General features: G+C 34.8%; 14 protein-coding genes and 4 pseudogenes. 5 read left to right on the plus strand and 13 right to left on the minus strand.

What is annotated here, in order from left to right:
- Positions 1-8: 8 nt before the first annotated feature.
- The 3 genes and pseudogenes from BOQ62_RS09810 to BOQ62_RS09820 form a co-directional block, all read right to left on the minus strand.
- Positions 9-1,439, minus strand: coding sequence for an anion permease (locus BOQ62_RS09810; protein WP_129039064.1), 1,431 nt, complete (start codon positions 1,437-1,439; stop codon positions 9-11).
- Positions 1,440-1,458: 19 nt separating this feature from the next.
- Positions 1,459-2,624, minus strand: a pseudogene (locus BOQ62_RS24265) (porin).
- Between the two features lie 150 nt (positions 2,625-2,774).
- A complete protein-coding gene (locus tag BOQ62_RS09820) occupies positions 2,775-3,824 on the minus strand; it encodes a linear amide C-N hydrolase (protein WP_129039066.1) in 1,050 nt (349 codons plus the stop codon).
- A 379-nt stretch (positions 3,825-4,203) separates the two neighbouring features.
- Here BOQ62_RS09820 and BOQ62_RS09825 point away from each other — a divergent pair, with 379 nt between their 5' ends.
- The 3 genes from BOQ62_RS09825 to BOQ62_RS09835 all read left to right on the plus strand — a co-directional run bounded on the left by BOQ62_RS09825 (position 4,204) and on the right by BOQ62_RS09835 (position 8,019).
- Positions 4,204-6,402, plus strand: a complete 2,199-nt coding sequence (locus BOQ62_RS09825; RefSeq protein ID WP_129039068.1) for an ATP-binding protein — start codon at positions 4,204-4,206, stop codon at positions 6,400-6,402.
- Positions 6,403-6,422: 20 nt separating this feature from the next.
- Positions 6,423-6,974 (plus strand): biliverdin-producing heme oxygenase, encoded by a 552-nt coding sequence (locus BOQ62_RS09830; protein WP_129039070.1) that lies wholly within the window; start codon positions 6,423-6,425, stop codon positions 6,972-6,974.
- Between the two features lie 118 nt (positions 6,975-7,092).
- Positions 7,093-8,019 (plus strand): malate dehydrogenase, encoded by a 927-nt coding sequence (locus BOQ62_RS09835; protein ID WP_034699354.1) that lies wholly within the window; start codon positions 7,093-7,095, stop codon positions 8,017-8,019.
- A 286-nt stretch (positions 8,020-8,305) separates the two neighbouring features.
- Here BOQ62_RS09835 and BOQ62_RS09840 read toward each other — a convergent pair whose 3' ends face one another.
- Positions 8,306-8,857 carry an REP-associated tyrosine transposase gene (locus BOQ62_RS09840; RefSeq protein WP_129039072.1) on the minus strand — a complete coding sequence of 184 codons (552 nt, stop codon included), beginning with the start codon at positions 8,855-8,857 and terminating at the stop codon, positions 8,306-8,308.
- Between the two features lie 231 nt (positions 8,858-9,088).
- Positions 9,089-9,877, minus strand: coding sequence for an alpha/beta fold hydrolase (locus BOQ62_RS09845; RefSeq protein WP_129039074.1), 789 nt, complete (start codon positions 9,875-9,877; stop codon positions 9,089-9,091).
- Positions 9,878-9,967: 90 nt separating this feature from the next.
- On the opposite strand from BOQ62_RS09845, the gene BOQ62_RS09850 reads away from it, so the two are divergent.
- Positions 9,968-10,108, plus strand: a complete 141-nt coding sequence (locus BOQ62_RS09850) for a zinc-binding dehydrogenase (protein WP_129039076.1) — start codon at positions 9,968-9,970, stop codon at positions 10,106-10,108.
- 104 nt (positions 10,109-10,212) lie between these two features.
- Here BOQ62_RS09850 and BOQ62_RS09855 read toward each other — a convergent pair whose 3' ends face one another.
- Positions 10,213-10,764, minus strand: a complete 552-nt coding sequence (locus tag BOQ62_RS09855; protein ID WP_129039078.1) for a putative glycolipid-binding domain-containing protein — start codon at positions 10,762-10,764, stop codon at positions 10,213-10,215.
- 312 nt (positions 10,765-11,076) lie between these two features.
- Between BOQ62_RS09855 and BOQ62_RS09860 the strand changes: the two genes are divergently transcribed.
- Positions 11,077-11,484, plus strand: a complete 408-nt coding sequence (locus BOQ62_RS09860; RefSeq protein ID WP_129039080.1) for a helix-turn-helix domain-containing protein — start codon at positions 11,077-11,079, stop codon at positions 11,482-11,484.
- A 166-nt stretch (positions 11,485-11,650) separates the two neighbouring features.
- Here the strand turns inward: BOQ62_RS09860 and BOQ62_RS24270 are convergent, their stop codons facing one another.
- The 7 genes and pseudogenes from BOQ62_RS24270 to BOQ62_RS24080 all read right to left on the minus strand — a co-directional run.
- Positions 11,651-12,031 carry a CPBP family intramembrane glutamic endopeptidase gene (locus BOQ62_RS24270; RefSeq protein WP_129039092.1) on the minus strand — a complete coding sequence of 127 codons (381 nt, stop codon included), beginning with the start codon at positions 12,029-12,031 and terminating at the stop codon, positions 11,651-11,653.
- Between the two features lie 875 nt (positions 12,032-12,906).
- Positions 12,907-13,083 (minus strand): annotated as a pseudogene (locus tag BOQ62_RS09870) (RHS repeat domain-containing protein); the annotation flags it as partial.
- A 65-nt stretch (positions 13,084-13,148) separates the two neighbouring features.
- On the minus strand, positions 13,149-13,670 hold the full coding sequence (locus BOQ62_RS09875; protein ID WP_129039082.1) for a hypothetical protein: 522 nt from the start codon (positions 13,668-13,670) through the stop codon (positions 13,149-13,151).
- A gap of 2 nt (positions 13,671-13,672) precedes the next feature.
- Entirely contained in the window at positions 13,673-14,203 is a 531-nt protein-coding gene (locus BOQ62_RS23115; protein WP_317127375.1) for a JAB-like toxin 1 domain-containing protein, read from the minus strand.
- Between the two features lie 156 nt (positions 14,204-14,359).
- Positions 14,360-14,542 (minus strand): annotated as a pseudogene (locus BOQ62_RS23120) (RHS repeat domain-containing protein); the annotation flags it as partial.
- A gap of 36 nt (positions 14,543-14,578) precedes the next feature.
- On the minus strand, positions 14,579-15,139 hold the full coding sequence (locus BOQ62_RS09885; RefSeq protein ID WP_129039086.1) for a hypothetical protein: 561 nt from the start codon (positions 15,137-15,139) through the stop codon (positions 14,579-14,581).
- A 21-nt stretch (positions 15,140-15,160) separates the two neighbouring features.
- Positions 15,161-16,600 (minus strand): annotated as a pseudogene (locus tag BOQ62_RS24080) (RHS repeat domain-containing protein); the annotation flags it as partial.
- Positions 16,601-16,943 lie beyond the last annotated feature (343 nt).

Consider the following 16,943-nt stretch of genomic DNA (forward strand, 5'->3'; position numbering starts at 1 on the left):
TTTTATGATTAATAATATCCTAAGACTTTCATCCATAATCCTCCTACAACCATGTAAATGATCAATAGAACGATTCCTATTTCAAGACCTCTCAACCACCATGCTTTCAGGTCTACATATCCGCTTCCGAAGAATACCGGGGCCGGGCCGTGGCCGTAATGGGTAAGGACTCCATAAATTGAACCCATGAAACCAAGCATCATCGCCAATAGCATAGGTGGAATTCCTAATGAAACACCCACACCCAGCAATGCAGCATACATTGCAGCTACGTGCGCTGTAGCACTTGCAAAAATATAGTGACTGAAGAAATAAACCAGAATAATAACAGGGAAGGCTACCTGCCAGCTCAAACCTCCAATTTGCACCTTAATAAGGTCACTGAACCAGCCAATGAATCCCAGTTCATTTAAAGAACTTGCCATCATCACCAGTACGGCGAACCAAACGATGGTATCCCAAGCTCCTTTTTCTCCTTTTACATCTTCCCAAGTTAATACTGAAGTTAACAGCAATAAGGTTAATCCAATGAATGCAGTAGTGGTAGCATCAATGGAAAGTGCTCCTCCGAATATCCAAAGTGCTAACAGAATAAAGAATGCCAACAGCATCAGCCATTCGTTTCTGGAAATAGGTCCCATTTCTTTTAACTTCTGAGCGGCCATTTTCGGAGCATCACCTGTTTTTTTCAATTCAGGTGGATATAATTTGTACAGAACCAAAGGAACGACAAAGAAAGCTACTGCACCCGGAATGAAACCTGCGGCAGCCCAAGACATCCAGGTAATATCAATACCAAGATTGGCCGCAAATTTCTGACACATCGGGTTACTGGCTGTCCCTGTAAGGAACATAGAAGAAGCGATGAGGTTCATATAGTAACTGTTCAAAGTTAAGAACGAACCTAATTTTCTATGGGTTTCCGGTTTTTCAGGAACGGAATCAAAACTTATGGCCATAGATTTCATAATCGGGTAGATGATTCCACCTCCTCTCGCAGTATTACTTGGAATAGCAGGTGCCAGACAAACATCGGCAAGTCCTAATCCATATGCCAATCCTAATGAGCTTTTACCGAAAACTCTGATGAATAAAAAGGCAATACGGTTTCCCAATCCTGTCTTGATAAATCCTCTGGCAATGAAAAATGAAATCCCAATCAGCCAAATTACTTTGTCTCCAAAACCGGAAAGTGCTTTAGTAATAGATTTTCCTGCATCTCCGGGAGCAACTACCTGTGTAAGAGCTGTAAACCCAATGGCCATCATACACATGGTACCCATGGGTGCTGCTTTAAGAATGATTCCTAAAATGGTGGCTGCAAAGATGGCAAACAAATGCCAGGCATTTTCGGCTACACCTTCCGGAGCAGGAATGAACCATATGATCAACGCAACAATAAATGTGATCGCTACGTTTTTGATATTTATTTCTTTCATGATACTAACTATTTAATCGTTAAAATCTACTCTGTACCTGAACAATGAATAGATTATTGTTGTATTGTGATGTGTTTTCTACCTGATATTTGTAGCGGTCAAACTGTACACCCAGCTGAATTCTGGCACCATAATTTTTCAGGAATTCCAAACCGAACATTGGGGTAATTGTCTGTCTTGGGTTGGAAGCCATTCTGAAATTGGTATCAAGATATTCGTAACGGCAGGATAATTCGAAGGCACTTAGATTTTTGTGATTGATCTCGTATCTTAAATTCGGAAGGAAATAAGCACCACGGATCAGATACTGATCTGGATTATCAGGTCTTAATTCAGGAGCAATAGAATTGTACAAAACGTGATTGGTTGCTTGTTTAGCTTCCAGCTGCATATCGAGACTCCATTTTGGATCAAACTGAATCAGTGAACTCAGGTCTACCCCCAGCGCATATACTTTTTTGCTGAAAACCTCTCCGGTACCGCCATTCAACCCTACATTAAAGTGATATTTTTTGATAATCCAAAAACAAGGCGGGTAGAATACTGTTTTCCATTATCATTGTCGTTGATCTGGTTTTTTCCATTTCCGTTTACGATAGAAACTGCATATTGGAAAGGAATTTCTCCCAGTTGAAGCTGTCCTGTAGCAGACATCCCGATCTGGAAACTTGTCCAGCCCAGTTTTCCGAATTCTGTGTATTGATTAGACCAGTCCAGAGATTTAATAATATCAATAGGATAAGTTTCTTCAATACCGAACCAAGGTCTGAACTGTCCTACGGTAAGGGATAATTTGGGATTGAAAGTATACTTCAGATAAGCATTTTCAAGGACTCTGCTTTTGGGATCATTTTTAAAATCGGCAAGGTTGGCCAAAACAACCACTTCAGTACGTTTGCTGATCTGTGCCCGAATCTGAACCCTCATGTATTTGAGCATAAAATTATTATCAGTTCCGGAACCATCCGTATGATGAAGTCCGTTTACATCAACATCCTTGCTCATCCCTACAAGGTAACGTGCCTGAAAAAGGCCTTTGATCTGCAGCTGCGGATATTTTACATTGTCTTCTTCCTGTGGAGGAGACTTGGTCTTCAGAGAATCCTGATTTTGTGCATAAGCTGATAACCCGCAGGCCAGCATGCACAGGATCAGGCTCTTCTTTTTAATCGAAAAAAAGGCCATATCTATTTTGTTTTTTTATTGTGGAACTTTATTTACCATAAAGTTTTTACCTGATGATCGTATTTTGATATCATCATTTGACATACTTATATCCTTTCCTCTGCCAGAGCAGATTATTTACTTCAGGTAAGCGACTTTGTGGTGAAATATCTATTTTAATCCTAAGAATGTGAATGGTGCAGATTCTTTAAAACTGGCATTGGATTTACCGTTGTAGGTGTTGTTATTACCCAGATCCAGTTTCATCACTTTTCCTTTAGTGCTCAGATCAAAATCTTTAAGATCTACCCAAAAAGTGTTCGGTGTGAAAACTGTTTCAAAATAATACACCAGATTTTTCTGATCTGAAACAGAACGCCATCTTGTTGACGAAATATTAGGTTCTGTTGCAGAAGTGATTCCGTAAGGAACAGAACAATTTCTGATCACACTGAAAACACTGGCTATTGCAGTACGGGTATCTGCAGTCTGCGGAATTGCATTAATGTAGTAAGAAGCTCTTACAAAACGGTCTGCAGCGCGGTTGGTTCCCGGAAGCATTACCGTTCCCGGAATTCCCTTCCAGTAATTGTTAAGCGCCAGCTGTTCCTCAAAAACAGGCGAATTGGTCATTACTGTATAAGACGGATCGTGATGAATAACCAATTTTCCGTCAATATATTCAAATACAGCATTGTCTCCTGAAGCATCAGAAATGGAAAGATGAACGGTTGTGAATCTTTCTGTTCCTGGAATATAATCACTTACAATAACGAACGGTTCTTTTCGTGAGAACTCTACCGCTTCTTTTACGCTAGCAAAATTGTCAAGATAATATTGTGCCCATAATGAAATGGCGATTCCCTTTTTACTCCCTTTTCCATCAAATTTCGGATATTGGGATTCTCCTAACCAAAGTAAGTTGGCTACCAATCCTTTTTCATTCATTCCGTCGGCAGAAGCAATATCCCATGAAGAGCTGATAAGACTTCCGTATTTGGCGGTCCATTTTACAGATTTAGAGCCTACCAGTCCGTTGCGGTCTATACCTTTGGGTAAGACCCATAAGTTGGCAGGAATTTCATCACGCCAGTCCATAGAACGAGCTGTGATAACGGTGTTTTTGGGGCCTTTGTAAACTACCCTTGTACAAGCTTCTGATGGATTCCATAATCCAATAGAGAGGATCAGAGAAAATAAAATTAATGGGAACTTTTTCATAATAGTATTGTTTGAATTTAATTTTTGCATTGAATTTATTGTGGATAATTCAATGAATTTTCATCATATTCATTGTTTTGTGATATAAATTTAGCAAAATTTGTTTAAATAAAACAATTATTAAGGTTAATAATGTGTAATCCATGTTATGAATCATGATTAAAAAGTGAATAACTCCATTATCGGATTTTTTTTTGTATATTTTATAGATATGGCATTAAAAAGAGAGAAAAATGGAGAATTTTTTAATGTGTTTTTAGTCTTTTTTTACCGGATATTTCCCATGAAAGCTTGGTAGAGTGAACTTTGAAATCAAGTACCACAAAAGTTAAAATTGTTCAAAAAAACGCTATATTTGATTAATAGACTGAAGAGATATATGAATTTTGTAGAATGTCATGAAGAGCCTATCCATATTCCGGGTTCTATACAAAGTTTTGGTTATTTAATTGGCATTGATGCGGAGTCCCATACCATCACTTTTTTTAGCAGGAATATCTCGGATATATTTACAATCGAAAGCCCGGAAAAACTTTTCGAAAGGAAGATTACAGACTTTCCGGAAAGTTTTCAGAGCATTATTGATTCAGAGATCTATACTTCATTGGAAAGGTTTACCAGACGTAAAAATGAAACCTATTTTGACAAAATTTTTATCGGTGAAAAAGAATATCACTTCTCCGTCTTTAGGGATGAGGCTTATATTTTTCTGGAATTTGAAGAAGTTCTGATCAATCCTGATAAAAGAATTTCCAATAAATATGACAATTTTTACATCATCGATAATGAAAAGGACCTTTGGAATCATCTTCTGGAAACCTTGGCAAAGGTGGTGAACTATGACCGTATGATGGTCTATAAATTCATGATGGATGGTTCCGGAAAAGTAATTGCAGAAAGGAAGAATGAGAATATGGAAAGCTTTCTGGGGCTTCATTATCCGGAGTCTGATATTCCAAAGCAGGCAAGGGATCTTTATCTTAAAAAAAGAAAAAGAATTTTTAGCAATATATATGCTGATACCGTTCCTATTTTAAGCAAAAGCCCGGAAAGTATTGATCTTACTTTTTCAGCATCCAGAGGAATGTCGCCTGTTCATGGGCAGTATCTTAAAAATTCAGGGGCAGCTTCGAGCTTCAGCGTTTCCATTATTATTGAGAATCATCTTTGGGGATTGGTTACCTGCCAGAATATAGAACCAAAGCATATTGACCTTGAGGACAGAGTACAGGCCGGAATTTTCACTACATTGGCTGCCAATGCCTATTCTTCTTTTAAATCCAAACGCGAGCTGAATTATCGCCTGGAACTGAATGAAAAAATAGCAGAATTAAAAACTAAATTTTTAAAACATAATTATCTGTTTGATTCTCTGATTGAAAGTAAGACAGAGATACAAAACTTACCGGAAGCAGACGGACTGGCCATTATTTCGGATGAAAGTATTGTGACATCAGGCAGTACACCGGATATTGAAAGTATTGCAAAGATAGTGCAATGGGGGCTGGGGCGCACAAATGATCGTCTTTATGTAAGCCGAAGCTTCCTTAAAGATTATGGTGAAGAACTGAATCTGTCTAAAAATGCTGCCGGAGTTATTATTTATTTTATCGAAAGGGAAAAAAATGAGATGCTGATCTGGTTCCGTAAAGAGTTTGATGAGCATATTGACTGGGCTGGAAATCCTGAAAAAAGAGTAGCCGTATTTTCTCAGAACGGCGAAGAAAAACAGATGATATCCCCCAGAACCTCTTTCCGTATTTTCACAGAAAATATAAAAGGATATTCTACAAGATGGAATTCCCGGAATATAAGTGCAGTGCATGCTGTAAGGGATTTGATTTTAGAAACATCCCATAAAAACTATAATACTATTAAAAGTCTTAATGATGAGCTGAAGAAAGTAAATGAAGAACTGGATAGTTTTTCTTATACCATTTCTCATGATTTAGGAACTCCATTGACGGTCATGAAACTGAATGCTCAGATGCTTTTGGGAAATCTTGTAGGCGACTCTGAAAAAAGCAAGACCAAGATCAATTCAATTATCGAAGAGATTGATAATATGGCCGAAATGATGCAGGATGTATTGCAGCTCAGCCGTGCTAAGCACAGTGAAGTACAACTTGAAACCCTGAAAACAGCTTCTACGATCAGGAAAATTTCTGAAAATGCCAAGATGACTTATGGAAGTCCAACCAGTGAAGTTATTATTAAAGAGTGTCCGGATGTTTTAGCGGATAAAACGATGCTTCATCAGGTATTTCTGAATATTATCAACAATGCCTTAAAATATTCTTCTCACAAAGATCATCCGAAAGTGGAAATTGAAGGAACGGAAGATGAGCAGACTATTATATACAGGATCTCTGACAATGGTATTGGTATTCCCGAAGAGGAGAAGCATAAGATGTTTAAAATCTTTAACAGGATGGATAATGCCAAGAAATTCAAAGGAAATGGGATCGGATTGTCTATTGTACACCGTATCATGAAAAGAATTGGCGGAAATGTTGATTTTGAAAGCAATGAAGAGGGTACCTCTTTTATTTTAACGTTCAAAAAGCCTTATATTTGAGTAACTTTTAAAACGTTATTATGGTATCAGAATATCTTAAACAGAATACAGCCGATTATCACGATGCAGCAGAAAAACTTTTTAATTCTGAAAAGATTTTTAATAAAACTTTCACTTTAGAGGATTATAAAAAGATAATACACACCAATTACCTGATGCTTCTTCACAGTGAAGATAAAATTTTCAGCAGCCTTTCTGATAAGTATGCAGAAAAACTTCAGCTGGATGCAAGAAAAAAGCTTTCGCTTATTGAAAAGGATCTGAAAAGCCTTTCTCTGGAAAATCAGGAAGTTTCTCATCCTCTTGAATTCAACAATGAGCATGAAGCCTTGGGAGCTATGTACGTTATTGAAGGTTCTACGCTTGGAGGAAATGTTATTGCCAAACAGCTTTCTAAAACAGAAGGATTTGATGAGGTTACCTTCAACTTTTTCGGATGTTACCAGGAAAATACAGGACCTATGTGGAAAAATTTCAAGGAAGTTCTGGATACAGAAGTAACGGAAGAAAACTACAATGAAGTGCTTTCCGGCGCAAAAAAATTATATACGTTTTTACTGAACGTCAACTAATTTATTTTAATTCTAATTAAATTCCTGAAAAATTGCTCAATTTTTCAGGAATTGTTAAATTTGGGGAGTTTCAAATTTAAACTTAACTAACAAAAAATAATTTTTAAAAAGTAACAATATGAAAGTAACTGTAGTAGGTGCAGGCGCTGTAGGAGCAAGCTGTGCAGAATACATCGCAATGAAGAACTTCTGTTCAGAAGTAGTTTTAGTAGACATTAAAGAAGGGTTTGCTGAAGGAAAAGCAATGGATTTGATGCAGACAGCATCTCTTAACGGATTTGATACAAAAATTACGGGTACAACAGGAGATTACAGCAAAACTGCAGGTTCTCATGTAGCAGTAATCACTTCAGGGATTCCTAGAAAACCTGGAATGACAAGAGAAGAACTGATCGGTATCAATGCTGGTATCGTGAAAGAAGTTACTGAAAACTTAGTAAAACATTCTCCGGAAGTAATCATCATCGTAGTTTCTAACCCAATGGATACTATGGCTTACCTTGTTCACAAAACTTCAGGTCTTCCTAAGCACAAAATCATCGGAATGGGTGGTGCATTAGACTCTGCAAGATTCAAATACAGATTGGCTGAAGCATTAGAAGCTCCAATTTCTGATGTGGACGGAATGGTAATTGCTGCTCACAGTGATACAGGTATGCTTCCATTATTGAGCAAAGCTACAAGAAATGGTGTTCCTGTAACTGAATTCTTAAGTGATGAGCAACAAAAATATGTCATTGAAGAAACTAAAGTAGGAGGAGCTACTCTTACCAAATTATTAGGAACTTCTGCTTGGTATGCTCCAGGTGCAGCAGTTTCTGTAATGGTTCAGGCTATTGCATGTGACCAGAAGAAAATGATCCCTTGTTCTTTAATGCTTGAAGGAGAATACGGACAAAATGATATCTGTTTAGGTGTTCCAGCTATCATCGGAGCAAACGGAGTAGAATCAATTGTAAATGTAACGTTGACTGCTGAAGAGCAATTGAAATTCGCTGAAGCTGCCAATGCAGTAAGAGAGGTGAATGGAGATCTTAAATTTTAATGATAGCCTGCTTTTAAGTAGGAATTAAAATAATAAACCCCGGCTGTTTCAAATTGAAACAGCCGGGGTTGTTTTTTGGAGAATCTTTAATTTTAAATTAAGCCATTAAGAAAAATGAAGAAGGTAAGATTGATGAAGAAAAATCAAATGATTTTTTAAGTTTAACGGTTTGAGGTCTTCGGCGCGGCCACAGGCCGCGCCGAAGACTATAATAATACAATTTCAAATGCAATATCACTTCGTTGTATTCCTTTTGCTGGCGCGAGCGTCCCGCTCGTGATCACCCTCACAAATTAACATCTATTTCCAGCACCTTTTCATAATCATCACAATAGTTTCTTGCGCTGCTATATTTCCATTCCCAAGGCTCCATAACAAATCCCGATTTTACAGGATTTTGATGAACATAATTTAATTTTTGCTCAAATACTTTCAATGTCCATATTTCTATTTGATTATTATTTTGCTGCCAAAACTGATATTTTTTTATATTAGAATTTTGATTTCCTGCTTTTTTGAACATCCATAATAACCATTCTTTTCTACTTTCCTGAGTGTTTTCTTCTATAGCTGTAAGTAACTTTTTAGCAGTAAAGCCTTTAAAATCTCTTATTAATTCTGAAGGCTGACCTTTTTCTGATCTGAAGATTAAATGTATATGGCTGGGCATAATACAATATCCAAAAATAGTCATTCCTTTATTCTTTCGGCAGTAATTCAATGCTTCAATAATGATATCAAAATATTCTATCCTTGTAAAAACATCGATCCAAAATACCGTGGCAAAGCTTATAAAATAGGCTCCTTCTTTTTCATGAAATTTGTATTTTCTACTCATATTTTAAGAATAGTAAAAACTTACATTACTATTTCAGAAATTGAATTTTCAAAAAGTTTATTGTTTTGAGGACACGAGCGAGACGCTCGCGCCAGCGGAGGCCGCGCCGAATCCTATCATAACAAAATTTTCAATACTAAAATCACTTCGTCTTATTCACAAAACGATTTACAGCATTCACAAATTCTTTATTTTTTTCATAATACAGCAGATGTCCGCCATCAATAGCAACTACCTTTTGATTGGGAAACCGGAAGGTTTTATAATGCTGAGTTCCGACTGCTTTATCTTTTTTCCAGTGATGATAAGTACAGGAATATGAATGTCTTTTGTAATAGGAGCGTAATCGGCATAATATTCCGGAAAATCTTTAGGTTTTGAAATGACGGCCATTCCGAAGTCGATGATACGGGGATGGAGAGAATCAATTTTATCGGATTCTTTTATGGTTTCAATCTCTTCAGTCAGGAATTTATATCCGATTCTTTTCTTTCTTAATGCACTACTGATTTTTGAGAGTTCTGAAGATAGACTGTCTTTAGGTACTTCTCTGTTTTTTGCCTGTAAAATGCTGTTTCCGTATTCAATTTGTTCTTTGACAGATTCATCATTCAGAAAATGCAGTGTGACATTGGCAAGAATGAGTCCTTTGGTATACTGGGGATATTTTTTTGCATAATTAACAGCTATAATTCCGCCAAAAGAATGAGCCAATAGAAAAATCTTTTCCAATTTGAGATGTTGTCTGAGTTCTTCAATATCCTGAACCATTTTATCAAGGTGATAATTTTCAGAAGTACCAGATTCGCCGGAGCCTCGCTGGTCCATATAAATCATCTGCATATTTTTTTCCAAGTTGTTTCCTCCCATCAGTTCAAAAGATGCATAACCCTGTCCGGGACCTCCGGGAATATAAAGACAGGTTTCACCTTTTCCGGAGACTTTATATTTGATCTTTACATGATCTGAGGTTTCATAAAAGCTTTCAGCGGGATGATTCTGAGCTGAAACGACAGTCAGGGAAACGAAAAAAAGAGTAGGAGGACAATTGTTTTCATATTATTATAACAATTGTGAAGGGTTGTTTATTACTAGAATAACAAATTATCAATGTTTATCCATATGAATAAAGCTTTGGCAGCACATCAGATACATCCGATCATTGATCATGTATATCCATTTGAAGATGCAAAATATGCTTTCTCTCATCTGGAAAAGGGTGCAACGTGGAAAATTGTGATAAAGTATTAGGTTTTACTTCGAAAAGGACTTTTTTAGATCAACAAAAAAATAACTGTAAAAGCAGTGATTTTTTATTTTTATTTAGGAATATGAGTTGGGCTTATTTGAGCTTTTCAAAGTTCTGCAATCTTTTCAAACAGCTTAGGATAAATTGTTACTAATCCTGCTTCATCGATTGAAATCTCTGCTTTAAAATCATTTTCTATATTTTCATACAGATATTGATTAACAGCTGTTCGGGTATATTGCTGTTGGACAGGTCTGATATGATGGTTTAAGACATCAATATAGATAACATCAATTTTCTGAGAACTGTTTTCTGAAAGTTTTAAATTGTTAATCGGTAAAGTGTTGGTAAATGGTGTCAGAGAAATATCTATGAATTTAAAATTATTAAATTCCGGATTTATAACATTATTAATTTTCCATTGATCCTGAATTCTTTTTCCTGTAAATGTTTTTTTGACTTTATTGATCTCTGATTCAATCAAAAACCCCTGAACGATCCAGTCTTTATCAATGAAAATGTTGTAGTCCACAGCATACATACTGTCTTTATAGCAGCCAATAATTCTTGATTCTGCAATATATTTTTCCTCTTTTCTCTTTAGATTAAAATATTCAAGGGACTGGTAGTGAATTCCCCGCCAGATCAATGTTTTCATAATGGTATTCTTGATGTATTATTCTGAGATGCAAGTTAATGAATGCTAGGACTGATTACAAAAAAAGAACCTTGCTACCGCACGAATCCTTTTGTGTGGTCGAAAAACTATAAACAATATATAAAATTGAATTCCTAAAAACTTTTATCTTACATTTCTAAAAATAACATTATTTATTTAGCCAACAACAAGATAATCCGTATAATTATCACACGATACAATTGTGCGGGAGCCGGGAATATTTTACCGGACATTTTTTAACCTTTACTTTACAGAATGTATTATCTTTGAATCTTCACAAATTGATTAAGAATGGACTATAAAATACATCAGGGAAGAAATGTAAAACGTTTTAGAGAAATGCTGGGAATAAAGCAGGAAGCATTAGCTCTGGATTTAGGTGAAGACTGGAATCAAAAGAAGATTTCTTTACTTGAACAAAAAGAAACCATCGAAAACCAACTGCTCGAAAAAATATCCGAAGTACTGAAAATTCCCGTAGAAGCTTTTCAAAATTTTGATGAGGAACAGGCTGTGAATATTATTTCTAATACGTTCACTGATTTCACAGATGGAGCTTCTGCTATCAATATTCATCCTGTTTTTAATCCGCTAGAGGCTATCCTTAAAATGCACGAAGAAAAAATTGCGTTATATGAACGTATGCTGAAAGAAAAGGATGAAATGATGAGCAGGTTGGAAAAATTGCTTGAAAAGTAAGAGATAAAAGATAAAAACCACTGCGAGAGCAGTGGTTTTATTTTGTTTGTGAACACGAGCGAGACGCTCGCGTCAGCAGGGGGTTGTTATTTATTCTACCTCGGAAACCAGAAGGTAAGTTTATTTAATAAGCTCAAAGTCTGGAGACTTTGCGCAGCTGGTTTAACTAGTATATACAAAGAACAATAAAATTATATACAAAGTGAAAAATTATCGGATAAATGAGATTTCTTTCTTTTATATAAATTAAAGATGTCATTATTCCAAGAATTAAAGCGTAAAAAACTTGTTCAAGTGATGGCAAATGACTAAGGCTAAATAAAACTGAAATAAAAATAATAATAAATGTTGGCGAAATATTTTTTCTTAATAAGTATTCTATTGGCAAAACTTTATTAATTATTTCCTCATAAAAAGGGGCTATGAAAATAGCGCTTAATAAAAAATAATTTTGATTTTGCGACCAATGAAAATTATATTCAGTAATATTTTGATTTTTAATAAAAACTATGATAAAAGAATAAATTATACTCCCTCCTAAAAAAATAGTATTTTTTTACTTTGACTTCCTTAAATTTTAGATAGTCAAATATTTTTCTATTTATAACAATCGTTATAATAAATATGAAAGCAACAAATGATCGACTATAAATTACGCTTAAATCATAATTAATTCTATTATCATATCCACCTAATAATTTTATAAGTATAAAATTGATTACAAAATCTAATATAAAATATAATATTATTAATAAAACCAAATAAGCATAATTACTTCTTCTTTTCATTATTCTCTGTTTTTTTATTGTGCCATAATAAGTGATTCAATGCAACTCCCATTCTATAGCCATCATATGCTGATTTGTTTGATGGTCCCGGAACAGTTCCTACAGGCCCTGGACCTGCGGTCGATGGAGGACACTCTGAACAGAATTTCTCCGCACCAGTTCCCGAAATAGCTTGACCGACTTTATTTGTAACACTACCTACTGTTGTAGGTTCTTTTTCAGGTGCTTTGAAATCCTTTTGAGCAAATTCTCTAGCATTGAAAGAAAATTGCTCCATCTCAGGATAATTATATTTGTTATAATTATCTTGGGCAGATTTATCTACACCGTATGCTTTTGCTCCGTTTGCTAATTTCGCATCTACAACAAGTCCAAATCCAGATTCTCTCCCAATAGTCTCATAACTTACATTTCCTGCTTCTGCCCATTCTCCGCTAACTGTAACATTTCCACCTGCTTCTAAATAAATTTCACCAATAGAAGATTTTGTTTCTGAATTAATTATAGTAACATTAGCTGATGCACCTAAATATTCTTCTCCTTCTTGAAGTCTTAAGTTAGCATTTGTAACTGTTAAGCTTGCGTCATAAACATAATTCCCTTGTTTATCTTTAAACCAATCACTTTCTGATCTTCCATCGGGATCAATAAATTTTATTGGGTTATTTATTGCATAATTGTAAGGAGAAAAATTATGCCCTTTTTCACTTAAAGGATCTACAACTCCCCAACGTCCAATCTCGGGCATATAGAATCTTGCACCGTAATCATACATCCCAGTCTCCTGAAGTTCCTTGCCGTTGTACTTGTAGCTCTTACAGCTTACTATGAATAGAGACTACCTTTAAGGTAGTTTCTCATATTTGTTATATAATTTTACTCTTCGTAGCCCTTTGAAAATTTTAATCCTTTCTTTTCTAAAATACTTTTTATTTCTCCTGATTTTTCTTGAGGTAAAATTTCAACAATTTCGTTTTTACTATTCAATGTAATATGCCAGTTTGTAGTATTATATGTGATAGCCATTTTAGCTAAATTAAGATTCTCATATGGAACTTCTTTAAACGTTTTCTCTAACAAGTAAGATTTATCTAAATCCTCGCTGATAATTAATTTATACCCATTAATTTCATACACTTTAGAATATTTAAAATCTATTAATAATGCTGGATTTACAAAACATAAATCAATCCAATAATTTCCATTTTTAGCATCATCACTTTGAGCTCCGATAATAATAATATTCGTTTTTGAATTTACTACTTTTTGTTGATTTCTAAATTCTATGTAACTGGCAACAATGTTTCTTGCTGTGTTATTCTGCTTATTAAAAACCGTTGTACTACAACTAAGTATTAAAACAAAGAAAATCAGTAGACAATATATATTCTTTTTCATTTTTAATTCTTTTTACCTCCAATAAATGTTGCATTTTTTGAGTCGTATTTAAAATATCCTTTGCCAGGAGTTGGCCATTTCCAAGTACTATATTGATACGTATTTGTAATTTGAGGATTATTACTTCTAAATTTTGCATCTCCTTGCTTTAAACCGTAAGTCATTACTGGAACATTATTTATAAATCTATCATTCCAGCCTGATGGACCCACATTTGCACTAAGAGGATGGGAGTGTACATTTTCAAAATGGGTTCCATCTTGTATAATATGTCCTCCAAAACTATATGCTCCCAACATAGCCCCAGCATTCACACTTTGATTAACAGAATGATTGGTACTTATAATACTGGTACTATATCCATCGCTAAAATTAAATGTATCTTGAGCAAACTCTACTTTTGTATTTTCTGCAGCAAATTCAAAAAATTGGGAGGCTGCATCATAATTCTGTATCTGCAAGTAACTGTATGTTGAACTTGCGCTTCCTTCCATTCCATCACTTTCAGGCAATTCAAAAGGTAATGATTTCATTTCTCCAATCTGCGAATTTCCTGTTGGATTTGATTCTGATACATTTGTTCGCGCAATTTGGATAGACTTAGACTCATCTTCGTTTGTAATAGTATCATAAGCATTATTGTCTTTTGTTCTTTCTATAGTACCATTATTAAATATTTTAATTTTATCCTCCGCTTGTCTTCCATCTGGATCAATAAATCGAATAGGATTATTAAACGCGTAATTATAAGGAGACCATCTTCTCATCTTCTCCGCGAGCGGATCGACAACACCCAATCTCCCGATATCGGGCATATAAAATCTCGCTCCATAATCATACATCCCCGTTTCCTGAAGCTCCTTACCGTTGTAATTTGTACTTAAAGCCACCGATCGGTAGCTTTTTTATTACCAACACTCATAGTGATCAGTCCATTTTTTATTTTCTATAATTTTAGCTTTATCAAACTTAAAGTAATATTTGGTAATTGATCCACAATATTTAGGACTTTCTTGGAAAAAAGGTACAACATCAATTCTTAATTGGTTATCTTGGATTTCAGAAAATATAGCAACATTTAATGGGCCATTTGGAATGCCTTGGTATTGTACAACAGTTTTAAACACAGTTTTAAATTGTGCATTCAGGTCCCAGTTACTATTCCTATATTTGTCAGATAACTCTTTAAGATCTTTATCTTTCCTTAAAGGTTTTATATCTTCTTTTTCTGATAAAATATTCTTATAAAAATTACTAGTATCATTTTTATCTGAAGGATAAGGATAGATTAAATCATAGATATATAACCCTGAAATATCCTTTCCAAATTCTTTGATCGAAACATCTTTACTGATGAAATCCTTACTTACAATTGTATATGCTTCATTATACATTGTTTTAGATTGGGAACTACAGCTAATGAAAGTAACAATAGCTATAAAATACACAAGTACTTGATAAGTTTTCATTTTATATCTTTATTAAGTTTGTTATTTTCGAGGAGTTTTAATATATAAATCTTTTTTAGGATCAACTTTCAATGGACCTTTAGAGTACGCTTCATTACTAAATGCACTAAAATTAATACCTCCTGTATCCATTGGAGAATAAGATTTTCGTTGGCCAAACGGTAGTTTAAATCCTCCCGAATTATCTAATTCAGTTCTAATAACATTAATAACTTTTTTTTCGTTATCTCCTTGCATGCCATATATAGATGTTGCAGAATATTCTTTTCCATCATCTCCAATAATTCCATCAATTAAATTATTATATTTATGACTTACTTCATGTAGAGTTGTCATTCCATATCCCAGCGTCAAGGGATTTAAAGACTGACTAGCACCATTTATGAAACCATCTATCTGATCAGTATTTATATTCAAATCATAAACATGTGTATAGCCTGCAACTCCATCAACTTTTTCTCCTCTACCTTGAATTTCTTGTATGGAAGAGCCTCTTGTATTATCAGAATTAATCTGATAATCAGTTCTATGATTATCAATAGCACCTTTCAACATATCACGAGCTGTTTTACTTCCTCCCATATCAGAAGATTCTTTGTAACTCAACTTCCCATTATCACCAACAGATAATTTCAATCCTGTTTCTTTTTCTAAATCACTTACAATTTTATTTTGTGTATCAGCAGAAACACTTTTCCCAAATGTTATATCATAGTTCTGCATTCCATCCGGATCAATAAATCTTAAAGGATTATTGTAAGCATAAGTATAAGTGCTCCAACGTCTCGAAGTTTCCGCCAGCGGATCAATTACACCCCATCTACCAATATCCGGCATATAGAATCTCGCTCCATAATCATACATGCCCGTTTCTTGTAGCTCCTTTCCGTTGTACTTGTACTGATAAGCATTCTGTGTTGTATTAATGTAATTATGCAGCATTCCAAATGGATAATAATTATTCACTTCTACAATCTCTCCAGGTTTCCAAGTGCTAATACAGCTTGGTGGATTAAAAGGGTCCCATGGAATATCTTCACATTGGCTCTGAAAGTATTGTCTTGGCTGTATTACTCCATCTTTATTAGTATCGGTATAACTCAGCCTTACATTCCCTAAATGATCAGTATAATTATAAATATACTGATTCAATAAGGCATCATAATACCCTTCTGAGGTAGGAATTATCCTTAGCTTGATTTCAGCTGGTTCATCAGGATCATCAATAACTCCTATTCCTCCAGGTGATGATTCTGATGGTTTAGTACTTTTATACTGGAAACCATCCAGGTAATCAGTTTCTAAATCTCCAAAGAGCTTCTTCACCTTTACTCCATCTGCCCGATAAGTATATTGGGTTATCTTTGAGCTTTGGGTAATCTGTTTAGGTAAATTTAAGTAATTATATTGGATTGATAAAATCCCTTTATCCGGTTGACTGATCATATTTCCGTTGCCATCTCCGTTGTCATTATCATAGCCTATTGTATTAGGAGTTAAGGAGTAGGGATAGCCCGAAGAATTCTGCTGCTCATCTGTTACTTTTACCAACTTATTTCCTATATAATCATACTTTAAATTATCAATCATTAAAGTAGTATTACTTCCTGAAAGCAGTCCCTGAGTTCTCACCAGATTCAGAATATTTCCATTCACATCATAAGCCAGCAGCTCATTGTATTCTTTTGCATAAGGATTGGTATCTTGTAAATCGTCAGCAAAAAGTGGACATTTGATATTAGAAATTTAAGGAGTGTTTTCATAAAAAGAGTAATTTTAATTATGGCAACACCGAAAAAGAAAC

This window comes from Chryseobacterium sp. CH21 (assembly GCF_004119445.1).
Taxonomy (GTDB): Bacteria; Bacteroidota; Bacteroidia; order Flavobacteriales; family Weeksellaceae; genus Chryseobacterium.